At 68.5% G+C, this 18,839-nt stretch carries 17 protein-coding genes; 4 read left to right on the top strand and 13 right to left on the bottom strand.

The window, feature by feature from the left end; genetic code table 11:
* Window positions 1-344 precede the first annotated feature (344 nt).
* The 4 genes from H7U20_RS09595 (at window position 345) to H7U20_RS09580 (ending at window position 3,477) form a co-directional block, all read left to right on the top strand.
* Window positions 345-917, top strand: coding sequence for a transcriptional regulator (locus tag H7U20_RS09595; RefSeq protein ID WP_199758934.1), 573 nt, complete (start codon window positions 345-347; stop codon window positions 915-917).
* Window positions 918-925: 8 nt separating this feature from the next.
* Complete coding sequence (locus H7U20_RS09590; protein ID WP_199758933.1) at window positions 926-1,996, top strand: sensor histidine kinase; 1,071 nt, start codon at window positions 926-928, stop codon at window positions 1,994-1,996.
* A complete protein-coding gene (locus tag H7U20_RS09585; protein WP_199758932.1) occupies window positions 1,993-2,745 on the top strand; it encodes a LytR/AlgR family response regulator transcription factor in 753 nt (250 codons plus the stop codon). The genes H7U20_RS09590 and H7U20_RS09585 overlap by 4 nt, the downstream gene beginning before the upstream one ends.
* A gap of 297 nt (window positions 2,746-3,042) precedes the next feature.
* Window positions 3,043-3,477, top strand: coding sequence for a VOC family protein (locus H7U20_RS09580; RefSeq protein WP_199758931.1), 435 nt, complete (start codon window positions 3,043-3,045; stop codon window positions 3,475-3,477).
* 80 nt (window positions 3,478-3,557) lie between these two features.
* Here H7U20_RS09580 and H7U20_RS09575 read toward each other — a convergent pair whose 3' ends face one another.
* From H7U20_RS09575 to H7U20_RS09515, 13 genes are all read right to left on the bottom strand, one after another.
* Entirely contained in the window at window positions 3,558-4,307 is a 750-nt protein-coding gene (locus H7U20_RS09575; RefSeq protein WP_199758930.1) for a DUF481 domain-containing protein, read from the bottom strand.
* A gap of 159 nt (window positions 4,308-4,466) precedes the next feature.
* Entirely contained in the window at window positions 4,467-4,808 is a 342-nt protein-coding gene (locus H7U20_RS09570; RefSeq protein WP_199758929.1) for a hypothetical protein, read from the bottom strand.
* Window positions 4,809-4,995: 187 nt separating this feature from the next.
* A complete protein-coding gene (locus H7U20_RS09565) occupies window positions 4,996-5,541 on the bottom strand; it encodes a carboxymuconolactone decarboxylase family protein (protein WP_199758928.1) in 546 nt (181 codons plus the stop codon).
* 149 nt (window positions 5,542-5,690) lie between these two features.
* On the bottom strand, window positions 5,691-6,803 hold the full coding sequence (locus H7U20_RS09560; protein WP_199758927.1) for a class II aldolase/adducin family protein: 1,113 nt from the start codon (window positions 6,801-6,803) through the stop codon (window positions 5,691-5,693).
* Window positions 6,800-7,570 (bottom strand): HAD family hydrolase, encoded by a 771-nt coding sequence (locus H7U20_RS09555; protein WP_199758926.1) that lies wholly within the window; start codon window positions 7,568-7,570, stop codon window positions 6,800-6,802. The genes H7U20_RS09560 and H7U20_RS09555 overlap by 4 nt, the downstream gene beginning before the upstream one ends.
* Window positions 7,567-9,612 (bottom strand): uridine kinase, encoded by a 2,046-nt coding sequence (locus H7U20_RS09550; RefSeq protein WP_199758925.1) that lies wholly within the window; start codon window positions 9,610-9,612, stop codon window positions 7,567-7,569. The genes H7U20_RS09555 and H7U20_RS09550 overlap by 4 nt, the downstream gene beginning before the upstream one ends.
* Complete coding sequence (locus tag H7U20_RS09545; RefSeq protein ID WP_199758924.1) at window positions 9,609-10,223, bottom strand: phosphatidylinositol-specific phospholipase C/glycerophosphodiester phosphodiesterase family protein; 615 nt, start codon at window positions 10,221-10,223, stop codon at window positions 9,609-9,611. The genes H7U20_RS09550 and H7U20_RS09545 overlap by 4 nt, the downstream gene beginning before the upstream one ends.
* Window positions 10,220-10,918 carry a glycosyltransferase family 2 protein gene (locus H7U20_RS09540; RefSeq protein ID WP_199758923.1) on the bottom strand — a complete coding sequence of 233 codons (699 nt, stop codon included), beginning with the start codon at window positions 10,916-10,918 and terminating at the stop codon, window positions 10,220-10,222. The genes H7U20_RS09545 and H7U20_RS09540 overlap by 4 nt, the downstream gene beginning before the upstream one ends.
* Entirely contained in the window at window positions 10,915-12,684 is a 1,770-nt protein-coding gene (locus tag H7U20_RS09535) for an NTP transferase domain-containing protein (RefSeq protein ID WP_199758922.1), read from the bottom strand. Before H7U20_RS09535 ends, H7U20_RS09540 begins: the two co-directional genes overlap by 4 nt.
* 11 nt (window positions 12,685-12,695) lie before the next feature.
* Complete coding sequence (locus tag H7U20_RS09530) at window positions 12,696-14,954, bottom strand: carbohydrate binding family 9 domain-containing protein (RefSeq protein WP_199758921.1); 2,259 nt, start codon at window positions 14,952-14,954, stop codon at window positions 12,696-12,698.
* A 19-nt stretch (window positions 14,955-14,973) separates the two neighbouring features.
* Complete coding sequence (locus tag H7U20_RS09525) at window positions 14,974-16,644, bottom strand: glycosyltransferase family 87 protein (protein ID WP_199758920.1); 1,671 nt, start codon at window positions 16,642-16,644, stop codon at window positions 14,974-14,976.
* On the bottom strand, window positions 16,641-18,038 hold the full coding sequence (locus H7U20_RS09520) for an FAD-dependent oxidoreductase (protein ID WP_199758919.1): 1,398 nt from the start codon (window positions 18,036-18,038) through the stop codon (window positions 16,641-16,643). The genes H7U20_RS09525 and H7U20_RS09520 overlap by 4 nt, the downstream gene beginning before the upstream one ends.
* Window positions 18,035-18,802, bottom strand: a complete 768-nt coding sequence (locus H7U20_RS09515) for a DUF6875 domain-containing protein (RefSeq protein ID WP_233410617.1) — start codon at window positions 18,800-18,802, stop codon at window positions 18,035-18,037. Before H7U20_RS09515 ends, H7U20_RS09520 begins: the two co-directional genes overlap by 4 nt.
* Between the last annotated feature and the right edge of the window lie 37 nt (window positions 18,803-18,839).

Below are 18,839 nucleotides of genomic sequence, written 5' to 3'. Positions count from 1 at the left end.
AATGGTGGCGGTCACCATGCGCGGGCCGACTATAGCAAAACGGGCTCGCTTTGGACAGCGCCAAATGTGTCCGGCGGGCGGCGCGATGGAGCCGGCGGCGGCAACGGCGATGGCGGGCGTTATAATCCGCGCAATGTTGGGCCAGCGGATCGGCGATACCCGGCGCGTCCACGGCGTCCGGCGTGCGTTGCGGCCCGCTGCAGTCGACCGTCGCGGTCTGTCCGCCCATCGCCCTGCGGCCGCGTTTGTCGGCCGTTGACGGCGCTTGTCGCAAGGCGGCCCCGCGCCGCGCCGGCTGCGGCACAGTAGCGTTCATGACATCCCGTCATGCTTATGGAGAGATCATGAAACCGATGTACATTATTGCCGCCGCCTTGGCCGCCACGTCGCTGTGGGCCTTGGCCGAGAACGCCACCGGCACGCTGCCCTCGACCTGGATGCTGGCCGGCGAATCGCCCGCCGCCTACCAGGCCGGCATCGACTACACCGAGACCAGCAGCGGCAAGGGCGCCAAGTTTCTGCGCCATGTGGCGGGCGACGGCAAGAGCTGGGGCTCGCTGACGCAGCAAATCGGCGCCGACAATTACCGTGGCCGGCGCGTGCGCTTCCAGGCCAAGGTCAAGAGTCGCGATGTGGACGGCTGGGCCGGCCTATGGATGCGCGCCGATAGCCAGAGCACCCAAGGGGCTGCTTTCTACAACAGCCAAGACAAGCCGATCAAGGGCAGCGTCGCCTGGCAGACGCGCAGCGTGGTGCTCGACGTTCCGGCGGACGCCGAGAGCATGCTGTTCGGCGTCATCAATTCCGGCAGCGGCGAGGTGTGGATGGACGAGCTGTCGCTGGAGGTCGTCGGCGACGACGTGGCGGTCGACCGGATGCCGCCGCGCGCGCCACTTGCGCAGCGGCCTTCGTTGTGATTGGAATATTGACGCCACATGCGCGCAGCGTCGGTGCCGCGCCGAGCGGCCCTGCGGCGCTACTGCGCGAGGTGGCCGGTTTCTCGCGCGGGCAGGCGGCCGTTAGCCTGCTGCTGGTGGTGGCGCTGACGGCGCTGTCCCTGCACCGCCATGCCTACACCTGGGCCGCCTTGTTCGGCGCCTTGCTGCTGCCGCTGGGTATCACGGCCGGCGTGCTGCGGGCGCTGGAATACCTGTTGCGCGGTCCGCGCGCCTGGTTTTGGCTGTGGCCAATGCTGCTCCTGATCCTGTCACTGAGCAGCCTGCTCTGCGCCGCCGGCTACCGTGCCGGGCTGGCCGGCTTGGGGTTGCGGGGCATGGCCTTGCCGCAGGTGTTCAGCAGCGCGCTGGGTTTCGGCCTGCTGACGCTGGCGCTGCCGCTATGGATCGCGCAGAGCCAGGCGCGCGCGCTGCATCTGGCGCAACTGACCCAGTCGGCGCTGACGGCCGACCTGAAGGCGCTGCAAGCGCAGATCGAGCCGCACTTCCTCTACAACACGCTGGCCAACACGCGCTATCTGGCGCGCCACGAGCCGGCCCGCGCCGTGCAAATGCTCGACCATCTGATCGCTTATCTACACAGTGCGCTGCCGGACTTGCGCCGGCCCATGTCCAGCCTGGGGCGTGAGTTCGAATTGGCGCAGCACTACCTGGCGTTGATGGCGATCCGCTTCGGCGAGCGGCTGCGCTTCGAACTCGATTGTCCGGCCGCGCTGGGCGCCGCCCAACTGCCGCCGTTGCTGCTGATGCCACTGGTGGAGAACGCCGTCCAGCACGGTGTCGAGCCGCGCAGCGGCGACGTCGAGGTACGCTTGCTCGCACTGCTGGACGGCGCGCGGCTGCGGCTGACTGTGCGCGACAATGGCGCCGGTCTGGTGAGCGTGGTGCTGGGCAGCGGGGTTGGACTGCACAACCTACGCCAGCGCCTGGCCGCCCTGTACGGCGCGGACGCCGCCTTCGCCTTGCGCATCGGCGCCGACGGCTGGACCGAGGCCGAGCTGACCATCCCCTACATCACAACCACGACCGATCCAGCATGAACCAGACCACTTACCGCCCGCGCATCCTGATCGCCGACGACGAACCGCTACTGCGGGCCGAACTGCGCGAGTCGCTGGCCGCGCTGTGGCCCGAGGCGGAGATGGTGGGCGAGGCGGCCGACGGTTATCAGGCCTTGCAGATCGCGCGCGAGGTGCAACCCGACGTCGCCTTCCTCGACATCCGCATGCCCGGCCTGAGCGGCCTTGAGGTGGCACGCACCTTCGGCGCGCGTACCCACGTGGTATTCGTCACCGCCCACCAGGAGCACGCCTTGGCCGCCTTCGACGAGGGCGCGCTCGACTACGTGATGAAGCCGACCGATCCGGTGCGTCTGGCGCGCGCCATCGAGCGCGTGCGCGCCCGGCTGGGCACGCCGCCACCGGATCTGGCGCGCCTGTTGCAACAGTTGGTGCCGGCGCGCGTCGCGCCGGCCTGGTTGCAGGCCTCTGTGGGCAACGCGATCCACTTCATCGACCTGAACGACGTGGTGTATTTTTGCTCGGAACACAAGTACACCCGCGTGGTGACGGACGCGCTGGAGGCGCACATTCGCACTCCGATCAAGGAGTTGGCCGAGGCGCTAGAACCAAACACGTTCTGGCAAATCCACCGTGGCTATGTGGTGTCGGTCAAACGTATCGCCGCCGTGCAGCGCGACGCCGACGAAGCCTGTTGGTTGCAGCTGCGCGGCCATGCGGCGCGCTTGCCGGTCAGTCAACGCTTCCAGCACCGCTTTAAAGGCATGTAATCAACGATTTGTCTATCGACGGCGGCGCCGCACTGGGGCATCATAGCGGCACGGCGCGCCGTTGCGCCGCCCGCCAGCCAAGTACGCCTGGCAGTGCCGCAAGACGGCATGCCGCAGGCGCATCGCCAGCCATTTTTCAGCTTCGCCACCGTGCCTCGTCGGCCGGCGCAGAGGCCCGCGCCAGATCTTGGCGCGCGGCGCAAGGCCATACGGCATAAGGCCGCGTGGCGACTTTCAATATGCATCATGCGTCACATTGCAAGCCCTGCAATGACTTTTTCAACCAAGGAGAAGCAAATGATCAAGCATGGAAAACCTGAGGGATCGCACACCATCACGCCGAACAGCATCGTAAAAAACGTGGCCGACGCGGTGACTTTTTACAAGAAAGTCTTCGGTGCCGAGGAGGTGCTGCGTTTGACCTCGCCGGACGGCAAGGTGGCCCACTGCGAGCTGCAGATCGGCGACTCGCGCATCAATCTGGGCGAGACGATGGAAGGATGGCCGGAACAGGCACTGTTGGCGCAGATTTACGTGGGCGATTCGGACGCCACCTTCGCGCTGGCCTTGAAGGAGGGCGCCAAGGAGCTGAGTCCGGTGAGCGACATGTTCTTCGGCGCGCGCGAGGGCCGCGTGCTGGACCCGTTCGGTAACACCTGGACCATTTCGACGCACAAGAAGGACGTGCCGGTGGCCGAGATGCAGCGCCTGCTGACGGCGATGTATTCCTGATGCGCTAGCGCGTTAAGCAACGCTGGACGCCCGCCGCGCCAGCGTTTTTTGCGTTTACGGTAACGCGCTTGCGGCGACGTTTAGAACGAGTAGACCAAGGTCACCGAGGTTTGCGAGTCGGTGTTCTTTTTGTCCTCGGGCACGCTGGTGTCGTTGCGCACGCTGAAGGCAGCCTTCATCTGCATGGTGCCGTTGATTTTGGTGCGCAGCGAGGTCTCGGCCATCGAGTGGGTGTTCGAGGTGCCGCGTTCGACGCTGATCGCCTGCGCGAAGGCGGCCGAATCGCTCAACTGCCATTTCAGCGTGGCCGCGCCACGCACCGTCATGCCGCTTTCCAGCTCGCCGGTGGCGCGCATGCCCTTGAAGTAGCCGGGACCGATTTCCGCGTCGATGCTCTTGTCGCGTGTCTTCAGCCAGCGCGCGCCGTAACCGATGCCCAGTGTCGAATAGCGCGTGTAGGCGCCGAACTTGTCGTCGACGTGGGAGGCCAGCGCGAACAGCTTGGCGCCGTCCTCGACCAATTTGTAGGCCGCCTTGGCCGACAGCGAGAAGCGCTCGGCCGAGCGCTCGCGCACCTTGCTGCCGTCGTCCTGGGTGTTCTCGTCTTCCTTGAAATAGCCGCTGAGGACGTATTCGTTGCTCCAGTCCTCCAGCTCTTGGCGGGCGTCGATTTTGCCGGTGACGGAGGTGCCGACGGTGTTGCCGGAGGTGGTGATGGCGCCCAGTTCGGCGGAGGTGTTCCAGGTGCGGCCGGGTTCGGGGGTTTCTTTGGCGGCAACGCCGCCGTGTGCGATGGCCAGTGCCAAGGCGAGCAGGGAAATTGATTTCATAATTTTTGATGGCGTCGGCGGGCCGGTGGCGGGCCGACTGTAGCGGCGCGCGTAGTGGCGTGCCATGCGTCTAACAGAAGAGGCTGCATTGTACCCGAGACGGGCTGAGCCTGCCGGCGGCCGGCGCGTCCGCTGCGCGCGCCGGTGCCGCGGCGCTGTTCAGCGGGTGGCGATGATGATGATGTCGGCGTCGCAGTTGCTGTAGTGGATGATGATGACGATGATGCGGCGCAACTGGGCGGCCCTGGTCGCCGTCATCGTGGCGGCGTCCATCACGCTGCCGGCGTCGCGGTTGGCCCGGTTCTTCATGGTGATGTTGACCTGCGAGGCGTCGCTGACCGGAATGCCCATGCTTTTCAGCGCCATTTTCGGGTTGGCCATCAGCGCCAGCGCGTGCTCGGCGTCGAGCTCCGCCTTGTGGATAGACTCGACCTCGCCCATGCCGGGGTTGACCTGGTCGAACAACTTGCGCAGTGTTTCGGTGTCGTCTTGGATTTCCATGCTTGTCTCCGTTGGTTTTATCCGGCGCGAAATCGCGGCCGGCAAGACCAGTCTAGGAGCGGGCGCAAGCGTGGTGCTGTGCCATATCAAACGGCCGGGCCGGCTTGACGGGGCGCCGCGTGCGCAGACCAAAAGCGTGCTTAAAGGCACGCTTTTGGCTGTGGAACGGGCCGCCTGCGGCCCCGGATCAGGCCGCTTTTGGCGCGGCGGCGGGGAAGTCAAGTTCCGTCTGCGCGACGTTGTTGATGTAGTTGGTCAACACGTTGAGGGCCACGTTGATGACGATCTCGACGGTGGCGGCGGCGTCGTAGCCGGCGGCACGCAGCGCCGCCAGGTCTTGCTCGCCGATGCGGCCGCGCTCGGCGGCGACACGCTGGGCGAAGCGCAGCGCGGCCTCGGCTTTCGGATCGGCGGAACGGGCGTCGCGCGCCGCGTTGATTTCCTCGTCGCTCAGCTTGGCCAGGTTTTTGCCCAGGTAGCTGTGGGCGGCCAGGCAGTAGTCGCAGCCGTTGTACTCGGCGATGGTCAGGGCGATGCGTTCGCGCAGCGCGGCGCTCAGCACGCCCTTGCCCAGCGCGCCGCTGAGCGACAGGTAGCCCTCCAGCGCGGCCGGGCTGTTGCCGACCAGCTTCATCAGGTTGGGGATCACGCCGAGTTGCTTGTTGACGGCCTCCAACAGCGGCAGCGAGGCGGCGGGGGATTGCTCTACGGTAGGGATGGCGATGCGGTTCATGGTGGCTCCATTCTTGGGCGGTGATTTGGTGGTTTCGTCTGCTGGTGCAGCGAATGGAGCCACTGTAGACGATTCCTATTTTCTTAAGAATAGCGATTAATTGGAATAGATTATTCCTTTTTATGGAATTGTGAGGCTTGAACGGCACATCATCGTGACAGTGCCAAACGGTACTTTTCCGCGTCCCAATCGAGCAGTTCGGCCAGCTGCGCCTGGTCCAGCACGGTGAGCGGGGTGTGCTGGTCCTGCCGCGCCAGCACGTCGTAGTAGCAGCGCAACTGCGCCAGCTTGGCGGCGCTGAAGTCTACCGCCGTGTAGACGCCGGCGGCGCCGATGAACAGCAGCTCCGGCCAAGGCGCGTGGCGGCAGGCCGCTTGCGTGGCGAGGAAGTCGGCGACGCTGTCGTGGCAGCGCGGCGTGGCGCCCAGGAACACCACGTGGTCGGGGCAGATCGCCCAGTCGCGCGCCAGCCGCCGGTACAACTGCGGATCGAGCGCCAATTGCTGCACGCCGGCGTCCGCCACCGCTTGCATGGGCGCGCCGTCGGCGGCGCTGGGCGGCGTTATCGGCGGCCCGGCCTGGACCTGGACCTGGGCCTGGACCTGAGCCTGGACCTGGGGCTCGACGCGGCGCGGCGGCGTGGCGCACAGCCGCAGCAGCCGACGCAGGATGGCGTCCACCGCCTCGGCGTCGGCCGCGCCGATCACCACGCCGTGGTTTTGCAGGAAGACGATCTGTGTGTCGGGTTGGCGCCGCAGACCGTCGGCCACCGCGCGCGCCAGCGGCAGGCCGGGCTTGTGGTAGCCCAGCGCGAGCCAGGCCGGCAGCGTTTCCGTCTGGCTCGCCAGCAAGCCGCGCAGGCGCTCGGCGAAGCCGGGCCGTACCAACTGGGCCAGCAGTTCGACGGCGTGCAGATGCAGCACCACCGGCTGCGGCAGCAGCGCGTGCAGCAGCGTTTCGATCGACGGGCGCAGGCCGCTGTCGCCGAGCGGGCGCGGCGTCACGTCCAGTTGGCCGCTGGTGATGGCGCCGCGCAGATGCGCCAGGTCGACCGGCACGAAGATGTCGCGCTGTCGCGCCTCGGCCAGCCAGGTGCCGGAGGCCTTGACCCACAAGGTGTCGCCGTCCTTCCACGAGGCGTTGCCGCCGGCGCCCTGCACCAGCAGCGGCTCGGCGCCGATGCTGGCGCAGTAGTCGCTCAGCGTGGCGCGCTGGCCCACGACGGCGGCCTCGCCGGTGCCGCGTGCGGCGGGCGCGTTCAATGCGTCGCTCCCGGTTGGCCCAATTGCCCAAGCCGGCCGAGCAGGCGGCGCACCTGGCCGAATTCGTCGAACACGGCGTCGGCGGCGTTCTCGCCCTGGCCCGGCTGCACGCCCTGGTGCAGCTTTTGCAGCGTGACGGCGTCGATGCGCCGGCGCGCGCCGCCGATGTCGTTGACCGGATTGTCGCCGATCATCCAGATGCAATCGCCGCTCGGCCGCACCTTCTCCAGCGCCAGCTCGAACTGGGCGCCGTGCGGCTTGTCGTAGCCGGCTTCCTCGCTGGTGACGATGTAGTCGAAGTAGCGGTCCAGGCCGAAGTAGACCATCTTGCGGAACTGGATCTGCGCCGTCAGGTCGGTGACGATGGCGGTCGGGATGCCGAGCAGGCGTATGTCGTCGAGCAGCTCCTTGACGCCGTCGAACAGCACGGCCTTGCCGAGGAAGGTGCGCCAGTAGGTTTGTTCCAGGTCGAGCGCCAGCAGCACCTGCGAGCCGAGGCCGATGATCTCCAGCATGCGCTGCAGGTACAGCAGGCGGCTGTGCGAGGCGGCGGTGTCCTTCAGCCGCGCCTTGACCTCGCTGCGGGCGGTGGCGAAGGCGCGGTCGAAGTCGGCCGGGTCGATCGAGAAGGTGGCGGCGACCTTGTCGCGCACCGCGCTCATCGCCAGCGCGTGGGCCGGGTCGTAGTGGTACAGGGTGTTGTCGGTGTCGAACAGGATGGCGTTGGGGACGCGGTCGAAGCGATCGCCGTTGGATATTTTAATCATGATGATGTCTGCCAAAGCAGGCGCCGACTGAGCGCCTGGTTAATATGTGCCAATGCGATCAACTGCATCAGCCCGAGTGCGCCTTCGCGCCATTGCGGCCGCATGTCGAGGAATTCCATGATGCGCGGGAATAGCATGGCGGCCGCCATCGCGATGTCCTCCGCGCTGGCCTCACCCTCGATGGTGAGGGTGATTTCGCTGGCCTCGCCGTCCATGCTCAGGTCGACGTGCAGGCCGCATACGCCCACCAGCACGCGGCGCAGCGACAGTTCGTTGAGGCCCTGGCGCGAGCGCACCAGCAGCCTGACGCGCGGCGCCTCGCTGCCCAGCGGCCCCTCCAGCAGGTTGGGCTGGACCGGCTGCAGCGCCAGCACCAGGCCGGCGTGGCGGGCCTGCGGCCGGACGAAACGCGCCGAGTCAGGCTCGCGCTGGGCCAGCGAGCTGCGCACCTTTTCGGCGCTGTGGCCGCGCACCAGCACGTCGCGCTGCAGCTTGTAGTAGCGCCGCAGGCTCTCGTCGATGTCGAGGTAGATGGCCAGGTCGTAGCATTCGCGCAGCACCGGCAGGTACAGCGCGTGCAGGCCGCTGGCGATGATGAAGTCGTTGCTGGCGACGTGCTGCGGGCGGCTCATCTTGCCGCTGCCGTGGTCATAATGGCGCGACAGGATGGCCTTGCCGTCGCTCAGGGCCAGCAGGTCGGTGGCGAAGGATTCGAGGTCGTTGGCCAGCGGGCTCAAATGCGTCATCACCTGCCACATCGGTTTCTGCCGGTCCCACAGGTGGTAGTCGTCGCCGGACAGGTGGGCCACCGAGTGGCCGCCGAACAGGCCGCGCAGCGACTCGGCCAGGGTGTCCTTGCCGGCGCCGGAGTCGCCGGCGATGCCGATCACGAAGGGCTTGCGGCTGAGGCGGAAGTAGTCGTTCGAGCCTACCGTCTCGCGCCAGATGCGCAGCGCCAGCACGATGCCCAGGCCGGTCAGCACGGTGTGGCGCAGCGGCAGCAGCGGCAGTTGCAGGGCCGACGCCGGCATTGCCGCCGTCGCCAATGTCGACAGGGCCGGCAGCGGCAGGTTCTCCAGCACGAACAAGGCGGCGAAGGCCGTGCTGAGGGCGATGGCCATGCGGCCGCTGCCCATCTGGTAGGCCACCAAGGTCGGCACGAGCCACAGGAACCAGCCGGGCGAGGCGGGTGTCAACAGCACCACCAGCAGGAAGCCCAGGCCGAGCAGGGCGCTGAACAGGTCGAAGTTCATGCGCCGCACGCGCCAGGCCAGGTAGAGCGTCAGCAGATACACCAGCGGCATCACGTATAGCACCGTGTCGCCGCCCACTTGCAGGGCGAACTGGTAGACCTTGCCCATCTCCGGATTTTGCAGCAGCATGCGCAGCGCGGCCGGCGAGGCCAGGAAGGGCAGGCCGAGCAAGGCGCCGGCCAGCGCGCCGCCCTTGAGGTAGTCCGGCAGCGCGGCGCGCAGGCTGCGGTTGCGCAGCAGGTAGACCAGGAAGAAGGGCAGCGCCAGCACCATGCTCAGTTTGGCGGAGACCGCCGCCGCGCACAGCGCGCCAGCCTGGAACAGCCGGCGCTGGCGGGTGCGCCACAGCGCCGCCGTCAGCAGCAGCGTCGGCACCAGGTCGTTCAGGCCCAGGCCGTAGGTGGCCAGCAGCACGATGGGCGACAACCAGTACAACGCCAGCAGCAGACCGTCGCGCTCGGGCAGCAGGCGGCGCAACAGCAGCAGCAGCATGCAGTCGGCCGCCATCAGGCTGAAGGCGTAGGCGTGCAGGGCGCCGAAGCCGGCCAGCTTGGCCAGCGCGGTCAAGGGCAACAGCAGCAGCCACATCGCCACGCCGTAGGGGAAGGCCTGCGGCGCGCCGCCCTGGGCCAGGAAGGCGCCCCAGGGATCGAGCGAGAAGTGGGCCACGCTGGCGTCCATGAAGGGCGCGTACCACTCGGCGGCCGCCTTCGGCACCAGCAGGGCCATCATGAGCAGACGCAGCGCCAGGCCGATGCCGAACAGCGGATGGGTGAACAAACGTCTCATGGTTGCGCCGCCGTTTGGTATGGCTCGCGCCACAGGTCCGGCCGCTTGGTGCAGACCGCGTCGGCGACGATGCCCTGTTCGGCTAGCTGGGCCGCCAAGGAGGCGATGCCTTCGCTGGCCTCGCGGCCCTGCAGTTCGGGCGACACCAGGCACAGTTTGAAGCCGGCCTGGCGCAGGCGCAGCGCGGCTGCGCCGTCCAGCGGGAAGCGGGTGAAGCAGTCGACCCAGACCCAGTCGATCTGTCCGGCCAGGGCCAGCGCGGTGTCGATGGATTCGTATTCGGAGACGCGCACCGCGCAGCGCCGTTCGCCGGCGCGCGCCCACTTGACCAGGAAGGGGAAGGACTGGTCGAGGAAGAAGTAGTCCTTGATGCCGTAGCTGCGCATCAAGTCGATCAGCGGCGCCTCCAGGCCTTCCTCCTTGACGTTGAGGATCAGCGTGCCGTGGCGGTATTCGGCCAGCCAGGGTTCGAGCGGCTCGCCCGGCGTCAGTGCGTCGTGCTGCAGGATCAGTTGTTCGCCGTGGCTGCGGATGTCGATTTCGACGCCGTAATGCGGCGGCGTGTCGCGCAGCTGGGCCAGGGTGTTGCGGCGGTGTGAGATCAGGTTCATGGTTTCAATGCGGCTTTCAGTTGCAGGCTGTAGCTGACGGTGCGCTGGATGAATTTGCGCTTGGCGGCCCAGTTGACGTTCCAGTGCGACACGCCGTGGGCGCGCTGGCCGAAGCGCACCGGAAAGCGGTGCACGGCCAGGCCGGCCCGGCGCGCCTGATAGTAGGCGTACAGGTCGAGCGAGAAATCGTCCGGCGCGGCGCGCCAGCTGTTGGAGAAGCGGCGTGGGAACAGCGTCGGCTGGGCGTTGATGTCCCACAGCGGCGCGCGCAGCAGCAGGGTTTCGAAGCAGCTCATGCCGGCCGTGAACAGCACGTCGGCCAGCGGACGGCCGTGGCGGCGGCCTTTGACGAAGATGGCGTCGCCGTGGCGCTCGAACAGGGCCAGGCCGCGCAGCGCGTCCTGCGGATCGGTTTGCAGGTCGGCGTGGGTCCAGCCGAGGATCTCGCCGCTGGCGGCAGCCAGGCCGGCCAGGATGCCGTGGCCGTAGCCCTGGTTGCGCTCGACCCGCACGCTGCGGCAGCCGGGGCAGGCCGGCAGCAGCGCGGCCAGCACCTGTGCGCTGGCGTCGGTCGAGCCGTTGTCGACCAGGATCACCTCGACGCCGTCGAGGCGGCCCAGCGGCGCGCAGCGTTCCAGCAGCAGCGGCAGGTTGGCGGCCTCGTTATAGCAAGGGATGACGAGGGAGAATCTCATGTCGGCTCCGTCAGCCGCGCCGGCGTCAGGCTTGGCGCCGGCTGGTGGCGGCCCGGCGCGGCCGGCACGCTGGCGCGGAAGCGCCGCGCCAGTTGTTCCACCTTGGCGGGCGGGACGCGGCCGTCGCCCTCCAGCGTGTACGGGTGGCCGTCCCATTTGTGGAAGCAGGACTGCCAGTACTCGAAGGTGCGCAGGTCGTCCGGCGTGCCCCAGGACAGGTAGTGGTCGACCTCGAACAGGCGGCAGTCCAGCCCCAGCGCGATGGCGTCGTTGATGCAGGAGTCGAGGTAGAACTCACCATTGATTCGGCCGTCGCGGGCGACCAGCAGCTTGACCAGGCGGCGCAGGTCGTCGGCGCGGCGGAAGGTGAAGGCGCCCAGTACGATGGGATCGCTGGCCGGCGCGGCCAGTGGCGTCTTGACCGAGATGCGGCGGATGCGGCCCTGCTGGTCGGCGTCTATCCAGCCGAACATCTGCGGCCGGCGGATGGCGTTGGCGTTGCCGCGCGCGCCCCAGACGATCAGGTCGACCGCCGGATCGGCCAGCAGCGCCTGTAGCGCCGCCGCGTCGTACAGCATGCCGAAGTCGCAGGCGCCGACCGTCAGCGGGCCGCCGCTGCTGGTGCTGTTGGTGCTGTCGCTGCTGTCGCCGTTGCCGCCTTCGGCCGGCGCCCGCAGCAGCGCCTCGGCGCCGAGCAGGGCGGTGCAGGCCTGGCCCTCGGTCAGCGCCGCCACGCTGACGATCTGCGCGGCGGGATGGCTGTGGCGCAGCTCGGCGGCGATCTCGTCGTGGCCCGGCATGTCGGCGCGCAGCACGAAGCAGTGCTGCGCGGCCGGCGGCAGGTCGCGCAGCGCCTGCTCGACCATGGCCCGGCCGGACACCTCGATCAGCGGCTTGGTCAGCGCATAGCCCTGGTCGACGAAGCGCTGGCCCATGCCGGCCATCGGCAGCAGCACAGCGCCGGCGGGCGACGGCGCCGCCTCGGGGCCTTGCACCAGACGGGCGAAGGCGGCCGACCAGCCCTGGTACTCGGCCAGGTCCTGCGGCGTCCCCCACTGCATGAAGTGCTGCAGCGGATACACGGCGATGCGGCGGCCCGCCTGCAACAGCGGGCGGTAGGCCAGGCTGACGTAGTATTCACCGCCGACGGTCAACTGCTGCTCGACGGCGCCGCGCAGCGCCTCCTCCATCAGCCGGCCGCTGGCGAAGTAGTAGCTGCCGCTGGAGGCGTATTCCTCCATCCTGTTGTCGGTGTAGGGCTGCTTCTCCTGGATCGCCTCGACCCAGCCCTCGGTTTCACGCAGATAGGCGTAGTTGGTGCTGCCCAGCGTGTGCGGATGAAAGCCCTTGTAGGCGGGGATGGCGCCATCGCAGGCGTTGGCTGCGACGAACTGCTTGAAATGCTGCCAGTTCCAATAGCAGCAGAAGTCGCAGTAGTTGAGCAGCACCGGCCGCGCCGGATCGATCAACTGGGTTGCCTGACGCAGCGCCTGCAGCACGGCGTGCACCGGCCCCAGGCTGTGCGGCGCGATGGCGACGATGCGGCCCTGAGGGCACCAGCGGCGCAGCGTTTCGGCCATGCGGTAGGCCGGCTCGGCCAGGTGCTCCTGGTTGCAGACGAAGATGAATTCGCAGTCGGCGTCGAACATGCCGATCACGTGGGCGATGATCGGTTTGCCGTCGACCTCGATCAGCGGCTTGGGCAGCCGGTGGCCGGCGCGGCGGAAGCGTTCGCCGAAGCCGGACATGGGGACGATGATTTGCATGGCGCTCATGGTCACAGTTGGAACAGGTAATTCAGCTTGACGAAGAACTTGCGGCCGGTGTGCAGGTCGAGCGCGCGGGTGCGTTCGAGGATCTGCGGATTGCCGCTCAGGCGCAGGTTTTCCTGGCGGTCGGTGTAGCCGAAGAACAGCGCGGTGCCGGGGCTGAGCAGATAGCTGAACAGCAGGTCGGCGGTCAGCTGCTTCCCGCCGGGCAGCGCGGTCAGGGCGCTGTTGGTGTCGAGCCGCGTGTAGTCGAGGATCAGGTGGGCGGTCAGGAAGCGGCTGTGCTGGTAGTTGAACTTGGTGCGCGACAGCAGTTCGCGGTAGACGTTGCTGCCGGCCGCGTAACCGGCCGCGCCGTCCTTGGTGCGCAGGTCGTTCCAGAACAGCGTCTGCTCGATGCGGAACTGCGGATGCGGCGTGAACTTCAGGTTGGCCGAGACGCTGCGCGCGTCGCCCAGGAAGGGCGCCAGGCCGGCCGCCGGGACGTAGTTGATGACGTCGTTCTGGCCGACCTTGACCCAGCCCTGCAGCCAGTGGAACCACTCGGTGTTGGCGGCCAGCTGGAAGCCGCTCTTGCGGAAGTCCAGGCCGGCGTAGAGCTCGTAGGCGTCCAGTTTGTGCGCCTCGAAGGTGGTGCTGCGCAGGCCGTTGACGCTGTACCAGGCGTCGGTCGACCAGTCCTGCAGCACGCTGGCGTGGTCCTTGGTGCCGATCGCCTTGATGCTCGGGCCGTGGCTGACCAGCCAACCGCCGTCGCCGCGATTCCACAGGTAGCTGGCGCTCTGGGTGGTTTGGCGGATGTCGGCGCGCGGCACGAAAGCCAGGTCGCTGGCGAATTTGCTGGAGACGTCGAGGTACTGGCCGCTGTAGTTGAAGTCGCGGTCCGAGCGCAGCGCCTCGACGAAGGCCAGGTTGCCGGTGGCGTCGGGCGCGCCGGTTTCGCTGCTGCGGCTGCCGGCCAGCTGACCGGTCAGCACCCAGTTGTCGTTGAGTTTCCAGCGCACGTCGGCGCCGGCCACCGTGTTGGCGTGGCCGGCGATGCGGCGGTCGGTCAACAGCGCGCCGACGTTGGAGTCGGCCGAGAAGTCGCGCTGGGCGCGCGCCACGCTGATGCGGGCGTCCTTGCCATAGGCCGGATCGCCGAACGGCACCAGCTTGCCGGCCGCCTGGTCGTTCATCAGCAGGCCGCCCAGCGACCAGTCGCCGGTGCGGCCGGTGACGCGGGCGCCCAGCTGCGGGTCGATGATGCGGCGCGAGAAGAACAGCGGCTGCGGCGTGGCGAAGAAGCCGGAGTTCTCCAGGAAGAAGGGGCGCTTCTCGGGGAACTGCACTTCGTAGCGCTGGTCGATGATGACCTGCGGCTCGTCCGATTCGACCTCGCTGAAGTCGGGGTTGAAGGTCAGGTCGACGGCGAAGGCGTCGGCCAGCACGAACTTGGTGTCCAGGCCGGCCTGGTTCTTGTTGTCGTGGCGCCAGCCGGGACGGCTCGGATCGGCCGCGTCCAGCGCGCGGCTGCGGCCCATGTAGACGTAGGGGTTGAGCTGGATGTTGCGGCCGGCCGAGACCGGCGCGGCGATTTCGGCGCTGGCCATCTGCGGCACGAAGGCCTCCTGGCGCTGGGTGATGTAGGGCCAGTAGGAGAACTCGTTCAGGCGCGGCACGATGCGGCCCAGCGCGATGCCCCAGTCCTGCACGTCGGCGCTGCGGAAGCGCAGGCTCTTGAACGGAATCGCCATCAGCACGACGTAGCCGTCGGCGGTCAACTGGCCGTCGGAGCGCCATTGGGTGTCGAAGTTGAAATCGTCGCCGACGCCCTCGGTGTGCTTGGCGTCCATCTGCACGCCGTAGGGGTTGGCGTAAAAACGGAAGGAGCGCTGCTTGTCGTGGAAGGTGTCGAGGTCGAGCTGCACCGCGTCGTCGCCGGGCAGGTCCTCGCGCCGGGCGATGCGGGCGCGCACCTGCTTGGGATCGTCCTTGCAGACGAAGACGGCGTAGAAGTTCTGGTCGTCATAGGACAGGTAGGCGCGCGTCTCGAGCGAGGCGGGCTGGCCGTCGCCCGGCTTGAACTGGCGGAAGCCGGTGACCAGCGCGCCGGCGTCGGCCGGCACGCCGTTGACATAGTCGGCCAGCGCCGGGGCGCGGCTGGCGCGCGGGATGCGCAGCTTGTCGTCGGCGGCATGGCTCAGCGAGGCGGTCAGGGCGGAGGCCAGCAACAGCAGCGCGGGCAGCAAGGTGCGGCGCAAGTGGGCGGGTTGGAAGGTTTGCATTGGATGGTCGCTTTCTATATCAGGAATCAGTCCGCGCTCGCGACATGGCGGCGGCGGATGGGAAGGAGGAGGTGGCGGTATTACTCGCGTCTTGTGTTCGGCGCGTGGCGCTCGCCAGGTCGGCCGGACGGCGCAAGGCAAACCACAGGCACAGCGCCAGCGCGGCCAATTGGCTGGCCGTCGACAGCGCCAGCAGGGCCGGCAGCTGGGCCGGCGCGACCTGGCTGAATGGCATGACCGGCGCCAGTACAAGCCACAACAGGGCCAGCGCGGCGCCGGCGGCGGCACCGGCGGGCGCCGCGGCGGCCAGCAGGCACCACAGCCATAGGGCCGGGAACAGCGCGTAGTCGTCCGGCGTGAACGGGCTGCGCAGCGCGGCCAAACCGATCAGGGCGATCCACAGCGCCGCCTGCCGCAGCCGCGCCGCAGGGGTGGCGGCGTTGGCGACATCGGTGGCGTTGGCATTGGTGGCCGGCTTGGCTCCGACAGTAGTTCTGGCCGTGGCTGTGGCCGTGGCGTCGCTTGCGCTGCGGCGCGCCGCCAGCCAGGCGATCGCCAGCAGCGCCAGCGACCAGGCCCAGGCCACGTTGGCCATCATGTGATGGTCCATGCCGGGCAGGCCGAGCAGGCGCAGCTTGAAGACCAGGCCGGGCACGGAGTGGTTGATCGCCACCACACCCTCCAAGCCCTCCAGTTCCAGCCAGGCCCACAGCTCGCCGCTGGCAATGCGTGGCAGCTCGTAGCCGAGGAAATCGAGGAAGGGCCGGGCGCCCAGCAAGGCCCAAGCGGCCGCCAGGAACAGCAGCGAGAAGGCCACGCTCCAGGCCAGCGCGCGCCAGCGCCGCGTGAACAGCAGGTAGGCGCAGAGGATGGCGGGGAAGATCTTCACCATCGCCACCGCCAGCAGGGCGCCGCCGGCCAGTGCGCGGCCGCGCTGGAACAGCAGCATGGCCAGCACCGACAAGGCGATGGCGGGCAGCTGGAAATTGCCGGTCTGTAGAGTGATCAGCGTCGGCAGCGCCAGCCAGACGGCCGGCAGCAGCAGCGCCGCGCGGCGTCCGGCGCCGCCGCCTATCCAGCCGCACAGGGCCAGCATGGCGCCGGCCAGCAGCGTGGCGTCGAGCGCGAACCACAACGCGCGCAGCGGCAGGAAGTTGCTCGATGGCGTGCCGAGCAAGGCGCCGGCGGCGCGCGGCAGCAGCAGGAACTGCGGCGGATACAGGTACTCGTCCAGCTTGAACCTGTCCTCCTTGCCCTCGTACGGCTTCTCCTGGTAGACGTTGACACCCGGCGTGTGGCTCAATTCGGCCGCCTTCCAGTAGCCCGACAGGCAGCTGTGGTTGACGTAGAACGGGTCGAACCAGATGGCCGAGGCCTGCGGCCGCTGCGGGTCGGCCATGTAGAGGCCGACGCCGGCGCTGCGGCCCAAGGCGGCCATGGCCAGCAGCAGCCAGAGCGCGCACAGCAGGGGGCGGCCGCGCCATAAGCCGTCCCATGCGGTGGGCAGGCGGCGCGCCAGGGAACCGTTGCACAGCAGCGCGGCCAGCAGCGGCAGCAGGGCCAGCGCCGCCCAGGACGAGTCGGGACGGACGAAGGCGCTGCAGCCGACCGCCGCGAACAGGCCGAAGAAGGCGGCCAGCAGCAGGGCGACGACGCGCCTTTCGATGGTGATGCTTGGATGGGTTGTCATGCCGGGACTCCTAACGCGGCGACTGCCAGTCCGACGCCGCCGGCGGCCAGCGCGCAGACCAGAACGGTGCGCAGCAGGCGCTCCTGGCGATGCGAGCGGGCCAGGGCCTCGCCGTAGGGCATGGTGGAATGGGCGATCATGGTGTACAGCGGCAGCCAGCGACGGGGCCACAGCCGGTTCAGCGCCAGGTCGAGCCGTTTGCGGGCGATGAACCAGGGCGACTGCACCTTCTGTCGCAGTTCGACAAAATTCGCCTTCGACAGTTCTGCCAGCACGTCGGTGTGCGGCCGGCGCGTCAGCTCGTACTGGCTGAAGGCGGCGGCGCGGTCGGCCGGCTGGGCCGCCAGCGCGGCCATCAGCACGCAGCAGTCCTCGAAGGCCGAGTTCATGCCCTGGCCGTAGAAGGGATAGACGGCATGGCAGGCGTCGCCCAGCAGCACGGCCCAGTCGCCGAAGCGCCACGGCGCGGTGCGGGTGGTGATCAGCGAACCCGTTGGGTGGTTGGCCCATTGCTCCAGCAGGCCGGGCAGCATGGCTTGCAGGTCGGGGAAGTAGCGCTGGAACAGCGCCGTCACCTGCTCGGGCGTGCGCACGGTGGCGAAGCTCTCCTCGCCCTCGTGCGGCAAAAACAAGGTCAGGGTGTGCGAGCCGTCCAGGTTGGGGTGGGAGACGAACAGGCAGTGACTGCGCGGCCACACGTGCAGCGCGGTCAGCTCGATGGCCGAGCCGCCGTCCGCCAGCGGCGCCAGGGTCAGCTCCTTGTAGCCCCACTCAAGATACTCCTGCTGGTAGTCGGCCCGTTCGCCGTGCTGCAGTTCGCGCCGCATGCTGGAGAAGGCGCCGTCGGCGCCGGCCACCCACAGCGGCCGCACTGTCACCTTGCCGTGCGGAGTGTCGAGTTCCAGCTCGCGACTGGCCTTGTCGGCGCGCAGCAGGCGGTGCTCGAAGTGCAGGCGCACGCCGGGATGGGCTTCGGCCTGGTCGAGCAGCAGGCGATTGAGCTCGTTGCGGTCGACCGAGTGCAGCACCTCGCCGGCGTCGCGGCCATAGGGTTGGTAGCGGGTCGAACCGTCCGGCGCGTGAATGACGCGGCCGCGCATCACCACGGCGCGCGCCAGCACCTGTTCGAGCAGGCCGACCATGGCCAAGGCCTGCATGCCGCGCTTGGACAGGCCAAGGTTGATCGAGCGGCCGGCGGCGCCGTCCTGGCGGCGCGGGTCGGGCCGCCGTTCATACACGTCGACACCGTGGCCTTGCCGCGCCAGCGCCAGCGCCAGCAGCGAGCCGGCCAGGCCGCCGCCAACAATGGCGATGCGTTGTTCGGCACCGGCGTGGTCGTGCAGTTGGTGGTCCGCTTGGCCGTCCTGCGGCGTGGTTGGCAGGCGGGCGCTCATGGCTGTGCTCCGCTGAACAGACCGGCGGTCGTGGACGCGGCGCCGATTGGCAGCTCGCCGTTCAGGTCCGGTGGTTGCGGCAGCGTGGCCAGCGCGGCGCCGTCGCTGCGCAACGCGTGGTTGCTGCGTCGTTCGATCTCGGCTTCGATCACGCCGTCGATGGCCTGCTCCAACTTGGCCGGTGCCAGGCTGCCGGCCAGGCGGTACAGATACGAGCGCAGGAAGGCGGCGCGCGACTCGGCCGGGTAGCCGTCGCGCAGCAAAAACGGCAGGTCGGAATCGACCATGTGGCGAATCGCCAGGATGGGGATGGGACTGCGCAGGGGGCGGAAGTCGGGATTGCGCAGGCCCGCGCTCTCGTTGAGGGCGTGGAATTCGCCCAGCATCAGGCCCATCTCGACGAAGTCGCGCTTGAGCTGGTACTGCACCTGGTCGACCACGGCGGCGCCTTCCGCACCCAGGTTGGGGAACAGCACCATGAAGGCCTTGTTGATCGAGTCCGGGCCGTCGGTTGGCGGCGTGGCGAGGAACAGGTCGCGGTAGGCGCTGATGATCGCCGCGATGCTTTCCAGGGTGGGTGCGGGGTCGTTGATTTCGGCCAGCCAGATGCTGTCCTGCGCCAGGGCGATCGGCACGAAGGGGCAAACCGGCCCCTTGCGGCCAAGGTCCGGATGGGCGCGCGCCAGGAAGGCGCGGGTCCAGGCCAGTACCTCGGCGAGCGGCGCGTCGGCCGGATAGTCGCGGTCGACCTCGGAGGCCCGCATCAGGCGCGGGCCGGGAGGCGTGGGTGTTGCCGCCGCG

Source organism: Rugamonas violacea (assembly GCF_016461825.1).
GTDB lineage: Bacteria > Pseudomonadota > Gammaproteobacteria > Burkholderiales > Burkholderiaceae_D > Rugamonas.
The sequence above is the reverse complement of the archived record's forward strand: the minus strand, read 5'-3'. Positions and strand labels throughout refer to the sequence as shown.